Source organism: Pseudomonas tolaasii NCPPB 2192 (assembly GCF_002813445.1).
In the GTDB taxonomy this organism is placed as follows: domain Bacteria; phylum Pseudomonadota; class Gammaproteobacteria; order Pseudomonadales; family Pseudomonadaceae; genus Aquipseudomonas; species Aquipseudomonas tolaasii.
Genome location: NZ_PHHD01000001.1, coordinates 1,261,782 through 1,281,294, shown reverse-complemented (window position 1 = coordinate 1,281,294; position 19,513 = coordinate 1,261,782). Strand labels below are relative to the sequence as shown.

20 protein-coding genes and 1 pseudogene are annotated in these 19,513 nt (G+C 60.9%); 9 read left to right on the top strand and 12 right to left on the bottom strand.

Annotated elements, in window-relative coordinates:
* Positions 1 to 46: 46 nt before the first annotated feature.
* From rpoZ to ATI14_RS06040, 3 genes are all read right to left on the bottom strand, one after another.
* Complete coding sequence (rpoZ, locus tag ATI14_RS06050) at positions 47 to 310, bottom strand: DNA-directed RNA polymerase subunit omega (RefSeq protein ID WP_003176920.1); 264 nt, start codon at positions 308 to 310, stop codon at positions 47 to 49.
* Between the two features lie 167 nt (positions 311 to 477).
* Positions 478 to 1,098 (bottom strand): guanylate kinase, encoded by a 621-nt coding sequence (gmk, locus tag ATI14_RS06045; RefSeq protein WP_016969932.1) that lies wholly within the window; start codon positions 1,096 to 1,098, stop codon positions 478 to 480.
* 10 nt (positions 1,099 to 1,108) lie between these two features.
* On the bottom strand, positions 1,109 to 1,972 hold the full coding sequence (locus tag ATI14_RS06040) for a YicC/YloC family endoribonuclease (RefSeq protein WP_016969930.1): 864 nt from the start codon (positions 1,970 to 1,972) through the stop codon (positions 1,109 to 1,111).
* Positions 1,973 to 2,168: 196 nt separating this feature from the next.
* Between ATI14_RS06040 and rph the strand changes: the two genes are divergently transcribed.
* Positions 2,169 to 2,891 (top strand): ribonuclease PH, encoded by a 723-nt coding sequence (rph, locus tag ATI14_RS06035; protein ID WP_003213280.1) that lies wholly within the window; start codon positions 2,169 to 2,171, stop codon positions 2,889 to 2,891.
* 26 nt (positions 2,892 to 2,917) lie between these two features.
* Complete coding sequence (locus tag ATI14_RS06030) at positions 2,918 to 3,286, top strand: DUF4870 domain-containing protein (protein WP_016969929.1); 369 nt, start codon at positions 2,918 to 2,920, stop codon at positions 3,284 to 3,286.
* 59 nt (positions 3,287 to 3,345) lie between these two features.
* On the opposite strand, the gene ATI14_RS06025 is transcribed toward ATI14_RS06030, so the two are convergent.
* Positions 3,346 to 4,125, bottom strand: coding sequence for an exodeoxyribonuclease III (locus tag ATI14_RS06025; RefSeq protein WP_003195493.1), 780 nt, complete (start codon positions 4,123 to 4,125; stop codon positions 3,346 to 3,348).
* A gap of 82 nt (positions 4,126 to 4,207) precedes the next feature.
* Between ATI14_RS06025 and pyrE the strand changes: the two genes are divergently transcribed.
* On the top strand, positions 4,208 to 4,852 hold the full coding sequence (pyrE, locus tag ATI14_RS06020; protein ID WP_016969926.1) for an orotate phosphoribosyltransferase: 645 nt from the start codon (positions 4,208 to 4,210) through the stop codon (positions 4,850 to 4,852).
* A 170-nt stretch (positions 4,853 to 5,022) separates the two neighbouring features.
* On the opposite strand, the gene argB is transcribed toward pyrE, so the two are convergent.
* The 4 genes and pseudogenes from argB to coaBC form a co-directional block, all read right to left on the bottom strand.
* Positions 5,023 to 5,928 (bottom strand): acetylglutamate kinase, encoded by a 906-nt coding sequence (gene argB / locus ATI14_RS06015; RefSeq protein WP_016970588.1) that lies wholly within the window; start codon positions 5,926 to 5,928, stop codon positions 5,023 to 5,025.
* 19 nt (positions 5,929 to 5,947) lie between these two features.
* Positions 5,948 to 7,363, bottom strand: a pseudogene (locus ATI14_RS06010) (phosphomannomutase/phosphoglucomutase); the annotation flags it as partial.
* 247 nt (positions 7,364 to 7,610) lie between these two features.
* Entirely contained in the window at positions 7,611 to 8,066 is a 456-nt protein-coding gene (gene dut, locus ATI14_RS06000) for a dUTP diphosphatase (RefSeq protein ID WP_080520165.1), read from the bottom strand.
* A gap of 5 nt (positions 8,067 to 8,071) precedes the next feature.
* Positions 8,072 to 9,280: a bifunctional phosphopantothenoylcysteine decarboxylase/phosphopantothenate--cysteine ligase CoaBC gene (gene coaBC / locus ATI14_RS05995; RefSeq protein ID WP_016970585.1), complete on the bottom strand. Its 1,209-nt coding sequence runs from the start codon at positions 9,278 to 9,280 to the stop codon at positions 8,072 to 8,074.
* 143 nt (positions 9,281 to 9,423) lie between these two features.
* Here coaBC and radC point away from each other — a divergent pair, with 143 nt between their 5' ends.
* Positions 9,424 to 10,098, top strand: coding sequence for a RadC family protein (radC, locus tag ATI14_RS05990; RefSeq protein ID WP_016970584.1), 675 nt, complete (start codon positions 9,424 to 9,426; stop codon positions 10,096 to 10,098).
* Positions 10,099 to 10,126: 28 nt separating this feature from the next.
* Here radC and ATI14_RS05985 read toward each other — a convergent pair whose 3' ends face one another.
* Positions 10,127 to 11,719, bottom strand: a complete 1,593-nt coding sequence (locus tag ATI14_RS05985; RefSeq protein WP_016970583.1) for an ABC transporter substrate-binding protein — start codon at positions 11,717 to 11,719, stop codon at positions 10,127 to 10,129.
* Between the two features lie 458 nt (positions 11,720 to 12,177).
* On the opposite strand from ATI14_RS05985, the gene rpmB reads away from it, so the two are divergent.
* Both rpmB and rpmG read left to right on the top strand, forming a co-directional pair.
* Positions 12,178 to 12,411, top strand: a complete 234-nt coding sequence (gene rpmB / locus ATI14_RS05980) for a 50S ribosomal protein L28 (RefSeq protein ID WP_003176907.1) — start codon at positions 12,178 to 12,180, stop codon at positions 12,409 to 12,411.
* 11 nt (positions 12,412 to 12,422) lie between these two features.
* Positions 12,423 to 12,578, top strand: coding sequence for a 50S ribosomal protein L33 (rpmG, locus tag ATI14_RS05975; RefSeq protein ID WP_003176906.1), 156 nt, complete (start codon positions 12,423 to 12,425; stop codon positions 12,576 to 12,578).
* A gap of 71 nt (positions 12,579 to 12,649) precedes the next feature.
* Here rpmG and ATI14_RS05970 read toward each other — a convergent pair whose 3' ends face one another.
* Positions 12,650 to 13,012, bottom strand: a complete 363-nt coding sequence (locus ATI14_RS05970) for a cupin domain-containing protein (RefSeq protein ID WP_016970582.1) — start codon at positions 13,010 to 13,012, stop codon at positions 12,650 to 12,652.
* Positions 13,013 to 13,242: 230 nt separating this feature from the next.
* Between ATI14_RS05970 and ATI14_RS05965 the strand changes: the two genes are divergently transcribed.
* Positions 13,243 to 14,736, top strand: coding sequence for an aldehyde dehydrogenase (locus ATI14_RS05965; protein ID WP_016970581.1), 1,494 nt, complete (start codon positions 13,243 to 13,245; stop codon positions 14,734 to 14,736).
* Between the two features lie 162 nt (positions 14,737 to 14,898).
* Complete coding sequence (locus ATI14_RS05960) at positions 14,899 to 16,041, top strand: MFS transporter (RefSeq protein WP_016970580.1); 1,143 nt, start codon at positions 14,899 to 14,901, stop codon at positions 16,039 to 16,041.
* A 25-nt stretch (positions 16,042 to 16,066) separates the two neighbouring features.
* Here ATI14_RS05960 and ATI14_RS05955 read toward each other — a convergent pair whose 3' ends face one another.
* Positions 16,067 to 17,635 (bottom strand): phospholipase D family protein, encoded by a 1,569-nt coding sequence (locus ATI14_RS05955; RefSeq protein ID WP_080520164.1) that lies wholly within the window; start codon positions 17,633 to 17,635, stop codon positions 16,067 to 16,069.
* Between the two features lie 62 nt (positions 17,636 to 17,697).
* A complete protein-coding gene (locus ATI14_RS05950; protein ID WP_016970578.1) occupies positions 17,698 to 19,122 on the bottom strand; it encodes an aminotransferase-like domain-containing protein in 1,425 nt (474 codons plus the stop codon).
* Between the two features lie 166 nt (positions 19,123 to 19,288).
* On the opposite strand from ATI14_RS05950, the gene ATI14_RS05945 reads away from it, so the two are divergent.
* Complete coding sequence (locus tag ATI14_RS05945; protein WP_031319692.1) at positions 19,289 to 19,513, top strand: DUF1127 domain-containing protein; 225 nt, start codon at positions 19,289 to 19,291, stop codon at positions 19,511 to 19,513.

Genomic DNA, 19,513 nt, shown 5'->3' with positions numbered 1-19,513 from the left:
CCGTTGGCTGTGACCCCGCGCCGTGCTACGTCGACCAGGCATAGGCTTAGACGGCCTCGTTGGACTCGTCCTCGAACGCTGCAAACAGCGGTTCGTCTTCAACGATTTCGGCGTTGGCGATGAACTCGTAGCTCATCAGGCCTTCAGCAATTTCACGCAGGGCAACTACGGTAGGCTTGTCGTTTTCCCACTGGACCAGGGGCTCTTTGCCGCCAGTGGCCAGTTGACGGGCACGCTTGGTAGAGAGCATGACCAGCTCAAAGCGGTTATCCACGTGTTCTAGGCAGTCTTCAACGGTTACGCGGGCCATGGTATTCCTCGGAGCGAATGCAAGATGCGCGCTGCCCGGTTGGGCGAGCGGACTAAACAGTTTAAAAAATCACCAGCGTTTAGGGAAGCGCTGATTTTTCGCAAACCTTCGTAAAACCGCTGCAAGTGCCAATGTAAAGCCCTTGCAGCCGTTTTGGGAAGTGCCAATCAACCGAGCAGTTCGGCCAGCAATTTGCCGAAACGCTGTTGTTGACGCTTTTGCTGGAGCTGATTGGTGCGGAAAATCGCCTTCAAGTCGTCCAGTGCGTGGGCAAAGTCGTCGTTGATGATCAGGTAGTCGTAGTCGACGTAGTGGCTCATTTCGCTGACGGCTTCACGCATGCGGCCTTCGATGATTTCGTCGCTGTCCTGGCCACGGTTGGTCAGGCGCTGGTGCAACGCTTTCAGCGACGGCGGCAGAATAAAGATGGAGCGCGCCTTTGGCATCAACTGGCGCACTTGCTCGGCGCCCTGCCAGTCGATTTCCAGGATCAGGTCGTGGCCTTCGTCCAGAGTCTGCTGCAGATGACTTTGTGAAGTGCCGTAGAGGTTGCCGAACACTTCGGCACGCTCCAGGAAGTCGCCGTGTTCGATCATCTTGACGAACTCGGTGCGCTCGACGAAGTGATAGTGCACGCCGTTCACCTCGCCCGGGCGCATGGCGCGGGTGGTGTGGGACACCGAGATGCGGATCTGCTCGTCAGCGTCGGTCAGGGCTTTGACCAGGCTGCTTTTGCCCGCGCCCGAAGGGGCGGAAATGATGTAAAGGGTGCCGGTGCTGTGGGTCATGGAGGTTGCCTTACTCAATATTCTGTACTTGTTCGCGCATCTGCTCGATCAACACTTTGAGGTTGACCGCAGCCTGTGTGCTGCGCGGGTCAAACGCCTTGGAACCCAGTGTATTGGCTTCGCGGTTGAGTTCCTGCATCAGGAAGTCCAGGCGCCGACCGGCGGCACCGGCAGACTTGAGTACGCGGCGCACTTCGAGGATGTGGGTGCTCAGGCGGTCGAGTTCTTCGGCCACGTCGCTTTTTTGTGCGAGCAGCACCATTTCCTGTTCCAGGCGCGTGGGGTCGAGGTCGGCCTTCATGTCGGTGAAGCGGTCGAGGACCTTCTGACGCTGGGTGGCGAGCATCTGCGGCACCAGCTCGCGCAGCGTGACCACGTCTTCTTCGATGGCGGTCAGGCGCTCGTTGATCAGGCGGGCCAGTTCGGCCCCTTCGCGTTCGCGGCCGGCCTTGAGCTCCTTCAAACCCTGATTGAACAGGGCGAGGGCTTCAGCGTTGAGGGCCTGCGGGTCTGTGGCGTCCGCCACCAGTACGCCAGGCCAGGCCAGCACCTCCAACGGGTTCAGCGCGGCAGGTTGCTTGATCAGGCCTGCGATGGTTTCGGCAGCGGCGACCAACTGCGCGGCGCGGTCGCGATCAACCTGCAAGGGTTTGCCGGTGGTTTCCTCGGTAAAACGCAGGGTGCACTCCAGCTTGCCCCGGGATATGCCCTGGCGCAGCGCTTCACGCACGGCGCCTTCGAGGTCGCGGAACGATTCCGGCAGGCGCAGGTGCGGCTCCAGGTAGCGGCTGTTGACCGAGCGCAGTTCCCAGCTCAGGGTCCCTTGGACGCCGGCTTTTTCGACGCGGGCGAAGGCGGTCATGCTGTGCACCATGGAGGTACCTCGCGTTGCAGTCCCGCAAATACGGGCTGGTGGTTGAGAAGGCGCAGGATTGTAGCGCAGTGGGACGGGCACGCCCAAACAATGGGCGATGGGCAGGCCTTTGGTAACCGAATTTTTAGAAGTGCCCCGAAACGGTTCGCGGCTCTATAATGTCGGCAGTTTTTCGTCCTCCGTACAGGTACCCCCTATGAAACGTCCAAGTGGTCGCGCTGCCGATCAGCTCCGCTCGATCCGCATCACCCGCAACTACACCAAACACGCCGAGGGTTCTGTACTGGTCGAGTTTGGCGATACCAAGGTGATCTGCACCGTCAGCGTCGAAAACGGCGTGCCGCGTTTCCTCAAAGGCCAGGGCCAGGGCTGGCTGACCGCCGAATACGGCATGCTTCCGCGTGCCACCGGCGAGCGTAACCAGCGTGAGGCCAGCCGCGGCAAGCAGGGCGGTCGTACCCTGGAAATCCAGCGTCTGATCGGTCGTTCCCTGCGCGCAGCCCTGGATATGTCCAAGCTGGGCGACGTCACCCTGTATGTCGATTGCGACGTGATCCAGGCCGACGGTGGCACCCGCACCGCGTCCATCACCGGCGCCATGGTCGCCCTGGTTGACGCACTGAAAGTGATCAAGAAGCGCGGCGGCCTGAAAGGTGGCGACCCGCTCAAGCAAATGATCGCCGCCGTGTCGGTGGGCATGTACCAGGGCGAGCCTGTGCTGGACCTGGATTACCTGGAAGACTCGGCCGCCGAGACCGACCTGAACGTGGTGATGACTAGCACCGGTGGTTTCATCGAAGTGCAGGGCACCGCCGAAGGCGCGCCATTCCAGCCGGCCGACCTGAATGCCATGCTCGCACTGGCCCAGAAAGGCATGACCGAGATCTTCGAGCTGCAAAACGCCGCGCTCGCCGACTGAGCCGGTCTACCTCAAGGAGAAACGCCATGAATGACAGCCAACTGCCCGAACCCACGCTTTCCTACGAAGTGCGTCAAAGTGCAATGTTGTGTCACCTCGCGGCGTTTCTGGGGTTTGTGTTCCCCTTTGGCAGTGTCGTGGGGCCACTGATCCTGTGGCAGATGAAGAAGGAAGTCAGCCCGTTCATTGATGATCAGGGCAAGGAAGCGCTGAATTTCCAGATCACCGTGGCTATCGCCTGGATCGTGTGCATCGTGCTGGCCTTTGCGGTGATCGGGTTTTTCCTGATGACGGCCCTGGCCATCGCCAGCGTGGTGCTGACGATCATCGGCTCGATCAAGGCCAACAAGGGCATTGCCTATCGCTACCCCTTGACCTGGCGACTGGTCAAATAATGAACACCCACAAAAAAACCGACAGCGATGTCGGTTTTTTTTGTACCTGGAAAAAGACCTCAAATGGTCAGTGTCCAGTCGTAGTCCACGATCAGCGGCGCGTGTTGCGAGAAGCGCGGCTGGCGTGGCAGGCGTGCACTGCGAACGAAGCGGCGCAGGCCCGGGGTCAGCAGTTGGTAATCGAAACGCCAACCCAGGTTGAGCATCTCGGCCTGTTCGTTATCCGGCCACCAGCTGTACTGGTCACCTTCGCGGCTGACTTCACGCAGGGCATCCACGTAGCCCATGTTGCCGACAATCTCGTCCATCCAGGCCCGTTCCGGCGCCAGGAAGCCCGGGGATTGCTGGCTGTCGCGCCAGTTCTTGATATCCAGCTTTTGTTGCGCCACGTACAGCGAGCCACAGTAAATGTACTCGCGACGTTTACGCCGCTGTTTATCCAGGTAACGGGCGAAGTCGTCCATTAGCTTGAACTTCTGGTTCAAGTCTTCATCGCCGTTCTGCCCCGAAGGAAGCAGCAAGGTCGCGATGCTGACCTTGTCGAAATCGGCTTGCAGGTAGCGCCCGTAGCGGTCGGCTGTCTCGAAGCCGAGGCCGCTGATGACCGCCTTGGGTTGCAACCGCGAGTACAAAGCCACGCCACCTTGGGTGGGCACTTCGGCATCGCAGGCATAAAGGAAGTAGCCATCCAGTTGGAAGGCTGGGTCGTCCAGTTCAAAGGCGGAGGCGCGAGTGTCCTGCAGGCAGATGACGTCGGCATTCTGTGCTTGCAGCCAACTGAGCAAACCACGCTCGACTGCAGCCTGAATACCATTGACGTTCACACTGATGATCCGCATAAATGGCCCCAAAAATCGCGTGCGTGTATGATACACGCCGTCTACCTAATTAGCTAAATCCGTGGTATCTGAGGCTTTTTTCATGCAGGCGTATCAACGCGATTTCATTCGTTTTGCCATCGATCGCGGGGTTTTGCGCTTCGGTGAGTTCACTCTTAAGTCCGGGCGCACCAGCCCGTATTTCTTCAACGCAGGCCTGTTCAACTCGGGTTCGGCCCTGGCCCAGTTGGGTCGTTTCTACGCGGCGGCCATTGTGGAAAGCGGTATTCCTTTCGACGTGCTGTTCGGCCCAGCCTACAAGGGTATCCCCCTGGCGGCGGCGACTGCCGTGGCGTTGGCTGAACACCATGGGCAGGATCTGCCGTGGTGCTTCAACCGCAAGGAAGCCAAGGCCCACGGCGAAGGCGGCAGCCTGGTCGGGGCTCCGCTCAAGGGCGACGTGCTGATCATCGACGACGTGATCACCGCTGGCACTGCCATCCGTGAAGTGATGCAGATCATCGCGTCCCAGGAAGGCGCCAAGGCCGCCGGCGTGCTGATCGCGCTGAACCGCCAGGAGCGTGGCAACGGTGAATTGTCGGCGATCCAGGAAGTGGAGCGTGATTTCGGTATTCCGGTGGTGAGCATTGTGTCGTTGAACCAGGTGCTGCAGTTCCTGGAAGATGACCCGCAGCTCAAGCAACACTTGCCGGCGGTTCGCGCGTACCGCGAGCAATTTGGCGTCTGACACCGATCCCCTGTGGGAGCGGGCTTGCCCGCGATAGCGGTATATCGGGCGATAGAGTTGTTGAATGCGCCGCCCTCATCGCAGGCAAGCCAGCTCCCACATTTGGACCGAGTACAAACAAAAAGCCCCCGTTCAATTCAGTTGAGCGGGGGCTTTTTGGTTTTCAGCGATTAGGAACGCTTGCGGTTGCTGATCAGCGTGCCCATGCCGGTATCGGTGAAGATCTCCAGCAGCACGGCGTTCGGCACCCGGCCGTCGATGATCAACGAACTGCCCACGCCGCCTTGCACTGCTTCCAGCGCGCAGCGGATCTTCGGCAGCATGCCGCCGTAGATGGTGCCATCGGCGATCAATTCGTCGACTTGCTGAGTGGTCAGGCCGGTCAACACCTTGCCTTCCTTGTCCATCAGACCGGCGATGTTGGTCAGCAGCATCAACTTTTCAGCCTTCAGTGCTTCGGCCACCTTGCCGGCCACCAGGTCGGCGTTGATGTTGTAGGACTCACCGTTGGCGCCCACGCCGATCGGCGCGATCACCGGAATGAAGTCGCCCTTGACCAGCAGGTTCAGCAGGTCGGTGTTCACGCCGACCACTTCGCCCACCTGGCCGATGTCGATGATTTCCGGCTGGGTCATCTCTGGCGTCTGACGGGTGACTGTCAGCTTTTTCGCGCGGATCAGCTCTGCGTCCTTGCCGGTCAGGCCGATGGCGCTGCCGCCATGACGGTTGATCAGGTTGACGATGTCTTTGTTCACCTGGCCGCCGAGGACCATCTCCACCACGTCCATGGTCTGCGCGTCAGTGACGCGCATGCCATCGATGAAGTGACTCTCGATCGACAAGCGCTTGAGCAGGTCACCGATTTGCGGGCCGCCACCGTGCACCACCACCGGGTTGATCCCCACGGCTTTCATCAACACGATGTCGCGGGCAAAACCGGTTTTCAGCTCGTCGCTTTCCATGGCATTGCCGCCGTACTTGATCACCAGCGTCTTGCCGACGTAGCGTCGGATGTAAGGCAACGCTTCGGACAGGACCTTGGCAGTGTTGGCAGCGGCTTCGCGTTCGAGGGTCATTCAGGGCTCCGGTAAAAAATCAGAACGGTAATTGGAGATCAGGGGCAACACGTTTCAACTGGGCGTGGAACACGTCCTTGATGCGCTGCAACTCAGCCTCGGTATCCGCCTCGAAACGCAGGACCAGCACCGGTGTGGTGTTGGACGCGCGAACCAGGCCCCAGCCTTTGGCGTAATCGACTCGCACACCATCAATGGAGGTCAGGTTGGCGCCTTCGCCCCATTGCGCATCGTGCAGTGCGTCAATGATGCTGAATTTGCTCTCTTCGGTCACATGGATATTGATCTCAGGCGTAGAAATATCATTCGGGAACGTCTGAAACAGCTCCTGTGCGGTCGATTTTTCCTTGCTGAGGATCTCCAGCAGACGAGCGGCGCTGTAAATACCGTCGTCAAAGCCGAACCAGCGCTCCTTGAAGAACACATGGCCGCTCATTTCACCGGCCAACAGCGCGCCGGTTTCCTTCATTTTCTTTTTGATCAACGAATGACCGGTCTTCCACATTAGCGGGCGACCGCCGTACTCCTTGATCAGCGGCGTGAGGCGGCGGGTGCACTTCACGTCGAAGATGATTTCGGCGTTGGGGTTGCGCGCCACCACGTCGCGGGCGAACAGCATCAGCAGGCGGTCGGCGAACACGTTTTCGCCGGTTTCTGTCACCACGCCGACACGGTCGCCATCGCCATCAAAGGCCAGGCCGACGTCGGCTCCGGTTTCCTTGACCTTGGCGATCAGGTCTACCAGGTTTTCAGGCTTGCCCGGGTCCGGATGATGGTTGGGGAAGTTGCCGTCGACGTCGCAGAACAGCGGGATCACTTCGCAGTTCAGTGCTTTGAGCAATTGCGGGGCAATCACGCCGGCCGCGCCGTTGCCGCAGTCCACCACCACTTTGAGGCGGCGGGCGAGTTTGACGTCACCGGTGATTTCGTCCGAGTAGCGCTGAAGGATGTCGACCTTGGTGATGCTGCCTTTGCCGCTGGTGAGGTCGTTGGTTTTCAGGCGTGTGTGCAGGGCCTGAATCTGTTCGTTGGCGAGGGTGTCGCCGGCGATGACGATCTTGAAGCCGTTGTAGTCCGACGGGTTATGGCTGCCGGTCAGCATCACCCCGGATTTGCCCGCCAGCACATTCGCGGCGTAGTACAGCGCGGGGGTGGGCACCAGGCCGACGTCGCTGACATGGCAGCCGCTGTCGGCCAGGCCCTGGATCAGTTGCGCCACCAGCTCCGGGCCGGACAGCCGGCCGTCACGGCCTACCGATACGTTCGGCTCGCCCTGGGCCAGGCTTTGGGAGCCGATGGCGCGGCCGATCCAATAGGCGGTTTCGGCGGTCAGGGTCTTGGGTACCACACCACGGATGTCGTAGGCGCGGAAGATGCTGTCGGGGAATGTCGGGGCTACTCGGGCTGCGGTACTCATCGCGGGGGGAAACTCCATCTGAAAGGGGCAAAGCTGGCCTGAATGTGGCTGACCGGCGGGCTCAAACTGAAGGGTATGACGGCGTTTTCGGCAGAGAGTTCGTGGTGTAAAAATGCCATCGGCATGCGTGATTTGCCTTGGCGATTACGTAATGCATTGATTTCAAAAGGGAAATCTCGCTGATTAAGTCCGCGCATTCTTCATCCTGAAAAGCCATGCGGTGGCATCTGGCCGGACAAGGGCGCCCGGCCAGATATCAGCTTAGTCAGTGGCTGCCGGAATGGCCAAAACCGCCTGCGCCGCGTTGCGTTTCGTCGAACTTCTGCACCAGTTCGAAGTGCGCTTGCACCACTGGCACCAGCACCAGTTGGGCGATGCGCTCGCCGACGGCGATGTTGAACGCGGTCTGGCCACGGTTCCAACACGACACCATCAGTTCGCCCTGGTAGTCGGAGTCGATCAGGCCGACGAGGTTGCCCAGCACGATGCCGTGTTTATGGCCCAGGCCGGAACGCGGCAGGATCAGCGCCGCCAGGCCGGGGTCGCCCACGTAGATCGACAGGCCGGTCGGAATCAGGAGGGTCTGGCCCGGCTCAAGGACGGTGTCTTCCTTGAGCATGGCGCGCAGGTCCAGGCCGGCGGAGCCCGGTGTGGCGTAGGCCGGTAGCGGGAATTCGTTGCCGAGGCGGGGGTCGAGGATCTTGGCTTGCAAAGCGTGCATGGAGATTAAACCTGGTTCAGCCGTTGGGCGATAAAAGAGATCAGTTGGCGGGCGATCTTGCCCTTGCTGGTCTGGGCGAAAAGGGTGGCGTGCAGGTCGCGATCGATCACGCTGCAGGCGTTTTCCTCGCTGTTGAAGCCGATGCTCGGGTTGGCGACATCATTGGCAACGATCAGGTCGAGGTTTTTGTCTTTCAATTTACGTGCGGCGTAGTCCAGCAAATGCTCGGTTTCGGCAGCGAAACCGACACTGAACGGGCGGTCCGGACGGGTGGCGATGGTGGCCAGAATGTCCGGGTTGCGCACCATTTGCAGGAGCAGGCCGTCACCGCTTGTAGGGTCTTTCTTCAGTTTTTGCGGGGCGACGACTTCCGGGCGGTAATCCGCAACCGCTGCCGAGGCGATAAACAAGTCGCAGGGAATGGCCGCCTCACAGGCCGCCAGCATGTCCCGGGCGCTGACTACGTCGATTCTTGTGACGCGGTCAGGGGTCGGCAAATGCACCGGGCCGGTGATCAGGGTGACACGTGCGCCTGCCTCGACCGCCGCTTCCGCCAAGGCAAAGCCCATTTTTCCTGAGCTATGGTTGGTGATGTAGCGCACCGGGTCGATGTTTTCCTGGGTCGGGCCGGCGGTGATCAGCACGTGCTTGCCGGTCAGGGCCAGGTGCTGGAAGCACTCGGCAGCGCACAGCGCGAGGTCGGTGGCTTCAAGCATGCGGCCCATGCCCACGTCGCCGCAGGCCTGGCTGCCGGACGCGGGGCCGAACACCTTGAGGCCACGGCTTTGCAGGAGTTGAGTGTTGGCCTGGGTGGCCGGGTCGCGCCACATGGCCTGGTTCATGGCCGGGGCGATGGCGACGGTGGCGTCGGTGGCCAGTACCAAAGTGGTCAGCAGGTCATCGGCAATGCCCTGGGCCAGGCGGGCGATCAGGTCGGCAGTCGCCGGGGCGATCAGTACCAGGTCAGCCCATTTGGCCAGTTCGATGTGGCCCATGGCGGCTTCGGCCGCAGGGTCCAGCAGGTCGAGGTGAACCGGGTGGCCGGACAAGGCCTGCATGGTCAACGGGGTGATGAACTCACTGCCACCGCGGGTCATGACCACGCGCACTTCGGCGCCCTGGTCCAGGAGCCTGCGAACCAGCTCTGCACTCTTGTAGGCGGCAATGCCGCCGCCGACGCCGAGAACGATGCGTTTCCGATACAGACGCTGCATTGGTTTGCCTTTCCAGTTCAGTGATGCCAGTTCAGTGACGCCTGCGACGCCCCCTCCCCAGGGGAAATCGCGGGCAAAAAAGAGGGCTTACGATAACACAGCGTCCGCGAGGCAACAGCGGCGTACGTTTACAGGGAGATGGAATGAGCATTCGCGATTGGCCCGTGGCGGAACGCCCACGGGAGAAACTGTTGGAGTGGGGCGCGGCGAGTCTGTCCGACGCCGAGTTGTTGGCGATCTTCCTGCGCACCGGCGTTTCCGGTCGCAGCGCGGTTGATTTGGCGCGCCACCTCCTGGCGCAATTTGGTGGCCTTCGCCCGTTGCTGGAGGCCAGCCAGACGTTGTTCAGCCAGCACTTGGGCCTGGGCCCGGCAAAATTTGCCCAGTTGCAGGCGGTGCTGGAAATGTCGCGACGGCACATGGCCGAACGCTTGCGTGCGGACTCGGTGCTGGAGAGCCCATTGGCGGTGCGCGAGTACCTCAAGGCGCTGCTGCGTCACGAGCCCCACGAGATCTTTGGCTGCCTTTTTCTCGACTCAAAGCATCGGGTGCTGGGCTTTGAAGCGTTGTTCGAAGGCACCATCGACACGGCCATCGTCTATCCCCGGCAAGTGGTCAAGCGTGCTCTCGCTTACAACGCGGCTGCGCTGATCTTGTGTCACAACCACCCTTCAGGAAATGCCGAGCCGAGTGCGGCTGATCGAAAACTGACCAAAATGCTGCAAAAGGCGTTGGAATCGGTGGACGTGCGGGTGCTGGATCACATCATCGTGGGAGATGGCGACCCGCTGTCCATGGCGGAATTTGGCTGGATATAACCCCGCCCGGCAAGGGCGGGGTCAAGGTTCAGGGTTTGACGCTGACTTTCGAGAAATCCTGGCGCCCGAATGGACTGACCTGGTAGCCCTCGACATTTTTGCGGGCCAGCGCAAACGCAGTCGGATGCGCCAACGGCAGCCACAGGGCCTGCTGCTGGATCTGCGCCTGAGCCTGTTGATACAGCTTGCTGCGCACGCCTTGTTCGCTGGTGGTTTTGCCGGCGCTGATCAGCTTGTCCAGCGCAGGGTCGCAGTAACGGGCGAAGTTGGTGCCGGATTTGACGGCCGCACAGGAGAACTGTGGGGTCAGGAAGTTATCCGGGTCGCCGTTGTCACCGGCCCAGCCCATGAACAGCAAGTCGTGCTCGCCCGCTTTGGCACGGCGGATCAACTCGCCCCACTCGATCACGCGGATCTCGGCCTGGATGCCGACCTTGGCCAGGTCCGCCTGCAACAATTGGGCGCCGAGGTTCGGGTTGGGGTTCAGCAGGCTGCCGGTCGGGCGCGTCCAGATCGTGGTTTTGAAGCCGTCCTTGAGCCCGGCGCGGTCGAGCAGGGCCTTGGCCTTGGCGCGGTCCTGTGGATAACCCGGCAAATCCTTGGCGTAGCTCCAGGTGTTGGGCGGGTAAATGCCGTTGGCGGCTTCGGCGGTGCCTTCAAACACGGCCTTCAGGTAGCTGTTCTTGTCGAATGCGAGGTTGATGGCCTGGCGCACTTCCGGCTTGTCCAGCGGCGGGTGCTGGCTGTTGATGGCCACAAACGCGGTCATGAAGGCGGCGGTTTTTTCGACCTTGAGCGCCGGGTCTTTCTCGGCTTCGCCCACATCCAGGGGCTTGGGCGACAGAGCGATCTGGCATTCATCCCGGTGCAGTTTCTGCAGGCGCACATTGGCGTCCGGAGTAATGGCGAAGATCAAGTTATCCACAACCGGTTTGCCGGCGAAGTAGTCCGGGTTGGCCTTGTAGCGCACCACAGCGTCTTTCTGGAAACGCACGAAAACGAACGGGCCGGTGCCGATTGGCTGGCTGTTGAGCTTCTCCGGGGTGCCGGCCTTGAGCAGTTTGTCGGCGTATTCGGCTGGGTAAATCGAGGCGAAACCCATGCTCAGGGCGGCGAGGAAGGTCGAGTCGGCGTGGTCCAGCGTGAAGCGCACGGTCAGCGGGTCAAGGGCGTCGATCTTTTTGACCAGCGCCGGCAATTGCAGGGACTGCGCGTGGGGGAAGCCGCTCTGGGCGATTTTGTGCCACGGGTTGGCCGGGTCGAGCATGCGCTCGAAGCTGAAACGTACGTCTTCGGCGGTCAAGGTGCGGCTTGGGGTGAAATACTCGGTGCGGTGGAATTTCACGTCCGGGTGCAGCTTGAAGGTGTAGGTCAGGCCGTCCGGCGAGACTTCCCAGCTGTCCGCCAGGCTCGGCACCAGTTTCCCGCTGTTGGCGTCGTAGTCCACCAGGCGGTTCATCAGCACGTCGGCCGAGGCGTTGGTGGTGGTCAGCGAGTTGTATTGCACCACATCGAACCCTTCGGGGCTGGCCTCGGTGCAGACGCTCAGGTTGGTGGCGGCAAAGGCCGCTGGAGCGATAAATAGAGGGGCGAGCAACAGCGGTAGGGCAGCGAGGCGCATATTCGGTTTCCTTTGCAGATCGAAGGCCCATCTGCGAGTGCAGTCTGGAAAAGTCCTACCGTAGTGGTCTGATTGATAAATGACTAGCCCATTTTTGCCTGTGCTTTTGCGGTAAATGCTGTTTTGATGGCGCCTCAGCGCATTTCGCCACGCACGTCACCGTGCTCACCGGCGCTATGAATGATTCTGTGCGACGAGTGGTCGGCTGTGGCAGCGGCCCCTGACAGCAACGCTTCAGGCGCCTCATGCCAGGATTTACTTCGGTAAAAACTCACGGGTTGTTGTTGCACCGGGGTCTTTCTGGTATAAAGCAGCGCTCTTTTCTAGGGGCCCGGTTCCTTCGCTTGTAGGTGTAGCCGGTAAGACCCTAAAGAAACGCGGCGCCTGGCGCCAAATGACTGAGAGATTAAGCGGCCAACCCATGCCGGGTTGGGCATGTGGTTTTAGAGGGCTGAGGCATGTCGAGAGTATGTCAAGTTACCGGTAAGGGTCCGGTGACTGGGAATAACATTTCCCACGCAAATAACAAAACCCGTCGTCGTTTCCTGCCAAACCTGCAGCATCACCGCTTCTGGGTTGAAGAAGAGAAACGTTTTGTTCGTCTGCGCGTATCTGCCAAAGGCATGCGCATCATCGACAAGCGTGGCATCACTGTCGTGCTGGCCGAAATCCGTGCCGCTGGCAAGATCTAAGGAGCTCTATCATGCGTGAATTGATTCGAATGATCTCTAGCGCCGGTACTGGTCACTTCTACACTACCGACAAGAACAAGCGTACTACCCCGGACAAGCTCGAAAAGAAAATGTTCGACCCGCGCGTTCGTAAGCACGTGATCTACAAAGAAGGCAAAATCAAGTAATTGATTTTCCTCCTTGTGAAAAAAAGCCCGTCTCTCGCGAGTCGGGCTTTTTTTTGCCTGGCATTTGCTGATCAGGCTTTTTGTTCGAACACCACGTAGATCTTGCGGCACGGCTCCAGCACTTCCCAGGTGCCGCTGAAACCGGCCGGAATCACAAAACGGTCGCCGGCGCGCAAGGTCTTGGCGTTGCCGTCGGCGTCACGCAGCACAGAAACGCCCTGCACAATCTCGCAATACTCGTGTTCGGTGTAATTGACCTTCCACTGTCCAACGTCACCTTCCCACACGCCGGCGCTCATCTGGCCGCACGGGCTGTTGTAGTGGTTGTAGATCGTTTGCTCCGGGTCGCCCTTGAGGATTTTTTCCGCAGCGGGGCGGTAGCGATCGGGGGCGGTGTTGGCTTGGCTGAAGTCGACGATGTCCTGGATGCTCATGTGCGTGTCCCGTCTGGCCTGCGGTTGGAGAGCCCAAAGTCTATGTTTATTAAAATGAACATCGCAAGGGCGTTTGCCGGGGTTATGTCAAATATATTGAAACACCCCCAGCCGCTGGTTTAGGGTGGCAGCTGCCTTGAGCCGAACAGCAGGCTGGCCGGGCAAGAATTCTTTGAGGCTGCCGGGGGACATCACCTGGCCCTTGTATTCAATAAGAGGAGGACACTCGCATGACCACCCTGACCCGTGCCGACTGGGAACAACGCGCCAAGGATCTGAAGATCGAAGGTCGCGCCTACATCAATGGCGAATACACCGCATCTGCTTCCGGCGACACCTTCGAATGCATCAGCCCGGTCGACGGCCGCCTGCTGGCCACGGTTGCCAGCTGTGACGCCGCCGACGCCCAGCGCGCCGTGGAAAACGCCCGCGCCACATTCAATTCCGGTGTCTGGTCGCGCCTGGCCCCGGCCAAACGCAAATCCGCCATGCTGCGTTTCGCCGCGCTGCTCAAGGCCAATGCCGAAGAGCTGGCACTGCTCGAAACCCTGGACATGGGCAAGCCGATCACCGACTCCCTGGAAATTGACGTGCCTGGCGCCGCGCAAGCCCTGAGCTGGAGCGGTGAAGCCATCGACAAGATTTACGATGAAGTGGCCGCCACCCCCCATGATCAGTTGGGCCTGGTGACCCGCGAGCCCGTCGGGGTTGTCGGCGCCATCGTGCCGTGGAACTTCCCGTTGATGATGGCGTGCTGGAAGCTGGGCCCGGCGTTGTCCACCGGTAACTCGGTGATCCTGAAACCGTCGGAAAAATCTCCGCTCACGGCCATCCGCATCGCGGCTCTGGCGGTTGAAGCCGGTATTCCAAAAGGTGTGTTCAACGTGCTGCCTGGCTATGGCCACACCGTGGGCAACGCGCTGGCGGTGCACATGGACGTCGACACACTGGTGTTCACAGGCTCCACCAAAATCGCCAAGCAACTGCTGATTCGCTCCGGCGAGTCGAACATGAAGCGTGTGTGGCTGGAAGCTGGCGGCAAGAGCCCGAACATTGTGTTCGCCGATGCGCCGGACTTGAAAGCCGCCGCTGAGTCCGCCGCTGGTGCCATCGCCTTCAACCAGGGCGAAGTCTGCACCGCCGGTTCGCGCCTGCTGGTCGAGCGCTCAATCAAAGACAAATTCCTGCCGCTGGTGATTGAGGCCCTCAAAGGCTGGAAGCCAGGTAACCCGCTGGACCCCGCTACCAACGTCGGCGCGCTGGTGGACACTCAGCAAATGAACACCGTGCTGTCATACATCGAAGCCGGCCACGCCGACGGCGCCAAGCTGGTGGCGGGCGGCAAGCGCACCCTGGAAGAAACCGGCGGCACGTATGTTGAACCGACGATTTTCGACGGCGTGACCAACGCCATGAAGATCGCCAAGGAAGAGATCTTCGGTCCAGTCCTCTCGGTAATCACCTTCGACACTGCGGAAGAAGCCATCGCCATCGCCAACGACACGATCTACGGCCTGGCCGCCGCCGTGTGGACCGCGGATATCTCCAAGGCGCACCTGACTGCCAGGGCCCTGCGTGCCGGCAGTGTGTGGGTCAACCAGTATGACGGCGGCGACATGACCGCACCGTTTGGCGGCTTCAAGCAGTCGGGTAACGGCCGCGACAAATCGCTGCACGCGTTCGACAAGTACACCGAACTGAAGGCGACCTGGATCAAGCTGTAAGCAACACGGCTGATCCCGTATAGGAGCAAGCCTGTGTGGGAGCTGGCTTGCCTGCGATAGCATCACCGAGGTGTGGCTGACACACCGAGGTGCCTGCATCGCGGGCAAGCCCGCTCCCACACTTCTTTGTGTGTTCTCAAAATTGTCCACAGGAGCGTGGAAATGCGTTGGGCGACTTATTTCGCCGTGCTGGCCTCGGTACTCAGTGTCGGTTTGGCCCTGGGTGTCAGCATGCCGCTGGTGTCCCTGCGCCTCGAAGGCTGGGGCTATGGCAGCTTTGCCATCGGCGTGATGGCGGCGATGCCGGCCTTCGGCGTATTGCTGGGCGCCAAGGTGTCCAGCCGCCTGGCGTCGTCGCTGGGTACGGCCAACCTGATGCGTTTATGCCTGTGGGCCGGCGCGGTCTCCATCGGCTTGCTGGCGATCCTGCCCAGCTACCCGGTGTGGCTGGTGTTGCGGCTGATGATCGGTGTGATCCTGACCATCGTGTTTATCCTTGGCGAAAGCTGGATCAACCAGTTGGTGGTGGAGCAGTGGCGAGGCCGTCTGGTGGCGTTGTATGGCTGCAGTTATGCCTTGAGCCAGTTGTCTGGGCCACTGTTGCTGGGCGTGTTGGGCACAGACCATGATTACGGCTTCTGGGTCGGCGTGGGCCTGTTGATGGTTGCGCCACTGCTGTTGCTGGGCCGTTCCGGTGCGCCGACTGCCGAGTCCTTCAGCGTCACTCTCGGCGATTTGTGGCGGTTCTGCCTCAGCCTGCCGGCGATTGCCTGGGCCGTGGCGCTGTTCGCCGCGTTTGAAGCAATGATTCTGACGCTGCTGCCGGTGTACTGCCTGCAGCAGGGTTTCACCGCCGAGATTGCCTTGGCAATGGTCAGCACTGTGGTGGTCGGCGATGCGTTGTTGCAATTGCCGATTGGTGCGCTGGCCGACTACCTGCCGCGGCGCGCACTGTTCATGGGCTGCGCGGTATTGCTGCTGGCGTCGAGCCTGGCCATTCCGATGTTGATGCACACGCTGTTGATCTGGCCGGTGTGGGTGCTGTTCGGCGCCAGCGCCGGCGGGTTGTTTACCTTGTCGTTGATCCTGATTGGCGAGCGCTACCGCGACGATGCGTTGGTGCGCGCCAATGCCCATGTGGCGCAACTGTGGGGCATTGGCTGCCTGATCGGGCCATTGGTCGCGGGCGCGGGCAGCCAGTGGATCAGCGGGCACGCGTTGCCGTTGTTGATGGCAGCCGGTGCGCTGGGCCTGGTGGTGTTGTTATTGCGCCAAGGCGCATTCGGCGTTGCACAACCCGCCTGACCTTGAAACGTAATCAACTGTGGCCTTAGAGCATGGGTTCCAGGCCAACGGATGTCGCGAACCAGGCATTGAACCGCCGCCACCAGCTGCCCGGCTCGCGGGTCAGTGTATGTATTTGGCCGTTATCTTCAGTCACCCACACCACTTGGCCATCCTGCAATTTCGCCTCATAACTCAACGCGGGCGCCATGCCCTGCAGCGCAAGGTTGCGCACGTGTTCGGCCAGCTCCGGGCTGTCCACCAGCACGCCGACCTCGGTGTTCCACAGCACCGAGCGCGGGTCGAAATTGAACGAACCGATAAACGACTTCTCGCGATCAAAAATCATCGCCTTGCTGTGCAGGCTGGAGTCCGAGCCATGAAAGCTGCCCCGGCGAAACAGGTGGGGGCCGCTGCCGCCGCTCGGGTCGCCCGGTTGGCGGCGCAGCTCGTAGAGTTTCACGCCGTGCTCCAGCAGCGCCTTGCGATAGGGCGCGTAGCCGCCGTGGACCGCCGGTACATCAGTGGCTTCCAGTGAGTTGGTCAGCAGGCTCACCGCCACGCCCGCGTCGGCGCGGCCCGTCAGGTACACCAGCCCCGGCTGGCCCGGTACAAAGTACGCGGAGATCATCATCAGCTCGTGGTTCACGCCTTCCAGCTCGGGCGCCAGTTGCGTGGTCAGCAGCAGGCGAGGGTCTGGCTCGGCCGTGGCCAGCACCTTGCTCGGTGCATCCCACAGCGCCTGGTTCCAGGCCCAGATCAGCTCGCGACGCCAAATGTTCATGCGCGGCTGGGTTTGATAGGTGCGCAAGCGGTTGTACAGCGCGTGGTTTTGCTGGCGCGATTCGGCCAGCGACGCTTCCAGGCGCACGCGGGCGGCGGCGAGGTCGCCTTTGGACGGGGCGCTGGACACGAAATCATCAATGGGTTTGCTCAGCGCGCTGTTCCAGTACTGGTCGAAACTGTGGCCCAACTGCTCGGCCACCGGCCCGACACTGAGCATGTCGATGTCGGTGAAGTTCAGGTTGGGCTCGGCATCGAAGTACTCATCGCCCAAATTGCGCCCGCCGACGATGGCCACGCTGTTGTCCGCCAGCCACAGCTTGTTGTGCATGCGCCGGTGCTGCAGCGATAGGTTGAACAGCCGGCCCATGGCCCGCGTCACGCCCGTGCTGCGCCCCAGGTGCAGTGGGTTGAACAGGCGGATCTCGATTTTCGGGTGGGCGGCGAGGGTGGCAATGACTTGATCGAGGCCATCGCTGGTGGTGTCGTCCAGCAGGATGCGGATGCGCACGCCACGGTCGGCAGCCTTGAGCAATTCATCCACAAGCATGCGCGTGCTGATGCCGTCGTGAACGATGTAGTACTGCAAATCGAGGCTGGTCTGGGCGTTGCGGATCAGCTCGGCGCGGGCCATGAACGCTTCGCTGCTGTTGGGCAGCAGGCGGAAGCCCGAGCGGCCTTGATACGGTGCCGCCTGGGCCTGGATCGAGCGGCCAAAGGAAGATTGCGCAGCGGGCAGGGCGTCGCTGGGAATGCGCGGCGTATCGACGGTCGCGCAGCCACCCAGGGCGAGGGCGCCCAGCAGGAAAAACGGTAAAAGCCGTCGAATCATCAAGGGCGCTGCATCCAGGTCAGGGCGGTTGTGGGCATATGACGGCTATTTCCGCTGAAAGGTCAGTCCTGCGTGTCGGCCAGCATTTTGATTGCAGCGGCGCCGACTTTGCGCACAGCCTCTTCAATCTGCGGGGTTGGCTTGGCAGCGTAGTTCATGCGCAGGCAGTTCCGGTACTTGCCCGAAGCGGAAAAGATGCTTCCTACGGCGACTTGTACGCTTTGTTCCACCAGCAGGCGGTTGAGCTTGAGGGTGTCGAAGCCTTCGGGCAGCTCCACCCACAGCATGAAGCTGCCCTGTGGGCGGCTGGCGCGGGTTCCGGCGGGGAAGTAGCGGCTGACCCAATCCATCATCAAGTCGCGATTGCGCTGATATTGCGCGCGCATCCGCCGCAAATGCGGTTCGAAGTGGCCGCCTTTGAGGAATTCTGCAATGGCAATCTGCGGTTGGGTCGCGGTGGAGCCGGTGCTGATGTATTTCATGTGCAGCACGCGCTCCAAGTAGCGGCCTGGTGCCACCCAACCAATGCGCAGGCCTGGCGCCAGGGTTTTCGAGAACGAGCTGCACAGCAGGACACGGCCATCTTCATCGAAGGATTTGATCGTACGCGGGCGCGGGTAGCTGTAGGCCAGTTCGCCATACACATCGTCTTCAATGATCGCCACATCAAAGCGCTGGGCCAGGGTCAGCAGCGCCTTTTTGCGCGACTCCGGCATGATGTAGCCCAGCGGATTGTTGCAGTTGGGCGTCAGCTGAATGACCTTGATCGGCCACTGTTCCAGGGCCAGTTCCAGCGCTTCCAGGCTGATGCCGGTGATTGGGTCCGTAGGGATTTCCAGGGCTTTCATCCCCAGGCCCTTTAGCGTTTGCATGGCGCCGTGGAAGCTCGGTGAATCCACCGCGACGATATCCCCAGGCTCGCAAATGGCATGGATGCTGGCCGACAGCGCCTCGTGACAGCCGGTGGTGATCACGATGTCTTCGGCGGTCAGCTGGCAGCCGGAGTCCAGAGACAGTCGGGCAATTTGCTCACGCAACTCCATACAGCCAAGGATGTTGTCGTAGTACAGCCCCGGCAGGTCCTGGCGGCGACTCACCCGTGCAAGGCTGCGCAGCAGAGGTTTCATGGTCGGTGACAATACATCCGGCATGCCGCGGCCCATCTGTATGACGTCTTTACGTGGCACCGCGCGAATCAGCTCCAGCACCTGGTCCCATTGGGAGATTTCCACGGGGCGCTGGGCCGGGCGGCCCACTTCCGGCAGTGCGGGTAATTCACGGCCCACCGGCACGAAATAGCCGGATTTTGGCTTGGGCATTGCCAGGCCGTTGTCTTCGAGCAAGCGATAAGCCTGCTGCACGGTACTCAGGCTCACCCCGTGTTCCACGCTCAACGCCCGCACGGAAGGCAAGCGATCGCCGGGGCGGTAGAAGCCCTGTTCGATGCGCGTGCCGAGCAATTCGGCGAGGTTGACGTAAAGAGTCATGGCGTTCGCTCCTGCAGGACCAATACAGATAGGCGGAAAATACAGGATTCAGCCGCCAATGGGCAGTGTCTGTATGGTTTTAATAAATATGGGTTGAATCTGTAATGGTTTTGCCCACCCGCTCACTCTAGTCACTCATGGCAACAAGCAAATGAGGGGCAACAAAATGAGCTGCATGAGCGATGTGCGGTTAGCGTTACACGGTCAGGAATTGGAGGCAGAGCAGGAGCGTGCGACAGCGCCACGCACTATCGGCCGCTGGCGTCTTTTCTGGCAGCGTCGCCACACCCGCAAGGCCTTGCTGAATTTGACCGGCGAGCAGTTGCGCGATGTCGGGATAAGCGCTGAACAGGCGCGCCAGGAAGGCCTGAAACCCTTCTGGCGCAGCTGA

Bases quoted from the DNA above. Each gene is read 5' to 3' on its own strand.
- rph (WP_003213280.1), top strand. From the start codon at position 2,169: ATGAAACGTCCAAGTGGTCGCGCTGCCGATCAGCTCCGCTCGATCCGC.
- ATI14_RS05960 (WP_016970580.1), top strand. From the start codon at position 14,899: ATGCGTTGGGCGACTTATTTCGCCGTGCTGGCCTCGGTACTCAGTGTC.
- rpmB (WP_003176907.1), top strand. From the start codon at position 12,178: ATGTCGAGAGTATGTCAAGTTACCGGTAAGGGTCCGGTGACTGGGAAT.
- ATI14_RS05965 (WP_016970581.1), top strand. From the start codon at position 13,243: ATGACCACCCTGACCCGTGCCGACTGGGAACAACGCGCCAAGGATCTG.
- coaBC (WP_016970585.1), bottom strand. From the start codon at position 9,280: ATGCAGCGTCTGTATCGGAAACGCATCGTTCTCGGCGTCGGCGGCGGC.
- dut (WP_080520165.1), bottom strand. From the start codon at position 8,066: ATGCACGCTTTGCAAGCCAAGATCCTCGACCCCCGCCTCGGCAACGAA.
- ATI14_RS06030 (WP_016969929.1), top strand. From the start codon at position 2,918: ATGAATGACAGCCAACTGCCCGAACCCACGCTTTCCTACGAAGTGCGT.
- rpmG (WP_003176906.1), top strand. From the start codon at position 12,423: ATGCGTGAATTGATTCGAATGATCTCTAGCGCCGGTACTGGTCACTTC.
- ATI14_RS06040 (WP_016969930.1), bottom strand. From the start codon at position 1,972: ATGGTGCACAGCATGACCGCCTTCGCCCGCGTCGAAAAAGCCGGCGTC.
- ATI14_RS05970 (WP_016970582.1), bottom strand. From the start codon at position 13,012: ATGAGCATCCAGGACATCGTCGACTTCAGCCAAGCCAACACCGCCCCC.
- gmk (WP_016969932.1), bottom strand. From the start codon at position 1,098: ATGACCCACAGCACCGGCACCCTTTACATCATTTCCGCCCCTTCGGGC.
- ATI14_RS06025 (WP_003195493.1), bottom strand. From the start codon at position 4,125: ATGCGGATCATCAGTGTGAACGTCAATGGTATTCAGGCTGCAGTCGAG.
- ATI14_RS05955 (WP_080520164.1), bottom strand. From the start codon at position 17,635: ATGATTCGACGGCTTTTACCGTTTTTCCTGCTGGGCGCCCTCGCCCTG.
- radC (WP_016970584.1), top strand. From the start codon at position 9,424: ATGAGCATTCGCGATTGGCCCGTGGCGGAACGCCCACGGGAGAAACTG.
- ATI14_RS05945 (WP_031319692.1), top strand. From the start codon at position 19,289: ATGAGCTGCATGAGCGATGTGCGGTTAGCGTTACACGGTCAGGAATTG.
- argB (WP_016970588.1), bottom strand. From the start codon at position 5,928: ATGACCCTCGAACGCGAAGCCGCTGCCAACACTGCCAAGGTCCTGTCC.
- pyrE (WP_016969926.1), top strand. From the start codon at position 4,208: ATGCAGGCGTATCAACGCGATTTCATTCGTTTTGCCATCGATCGCGGG.
- ATI14_RS05985 (WP_016970583.1), bottom strand. From the start codon at position 11,719: ATGCGCCTCGCTGCCCTACCGCTGTTGCTCGCCCCTCTATTTATCGCT.
- ATI14_RS05950 (WP_016970578.1), bottom strand. From the start codon at position 19,122: ATGACTCTTTACGTCAACCTCGCCGAATTGCTCGGCACGCGCATCGAA.
- rpoZ (WP_003176920.1), bottom strand. From the start codon at position 310: ATGGCCCGCGTAACCGTTGAAGACTGCCTAGAACACGTGGATAACCGC.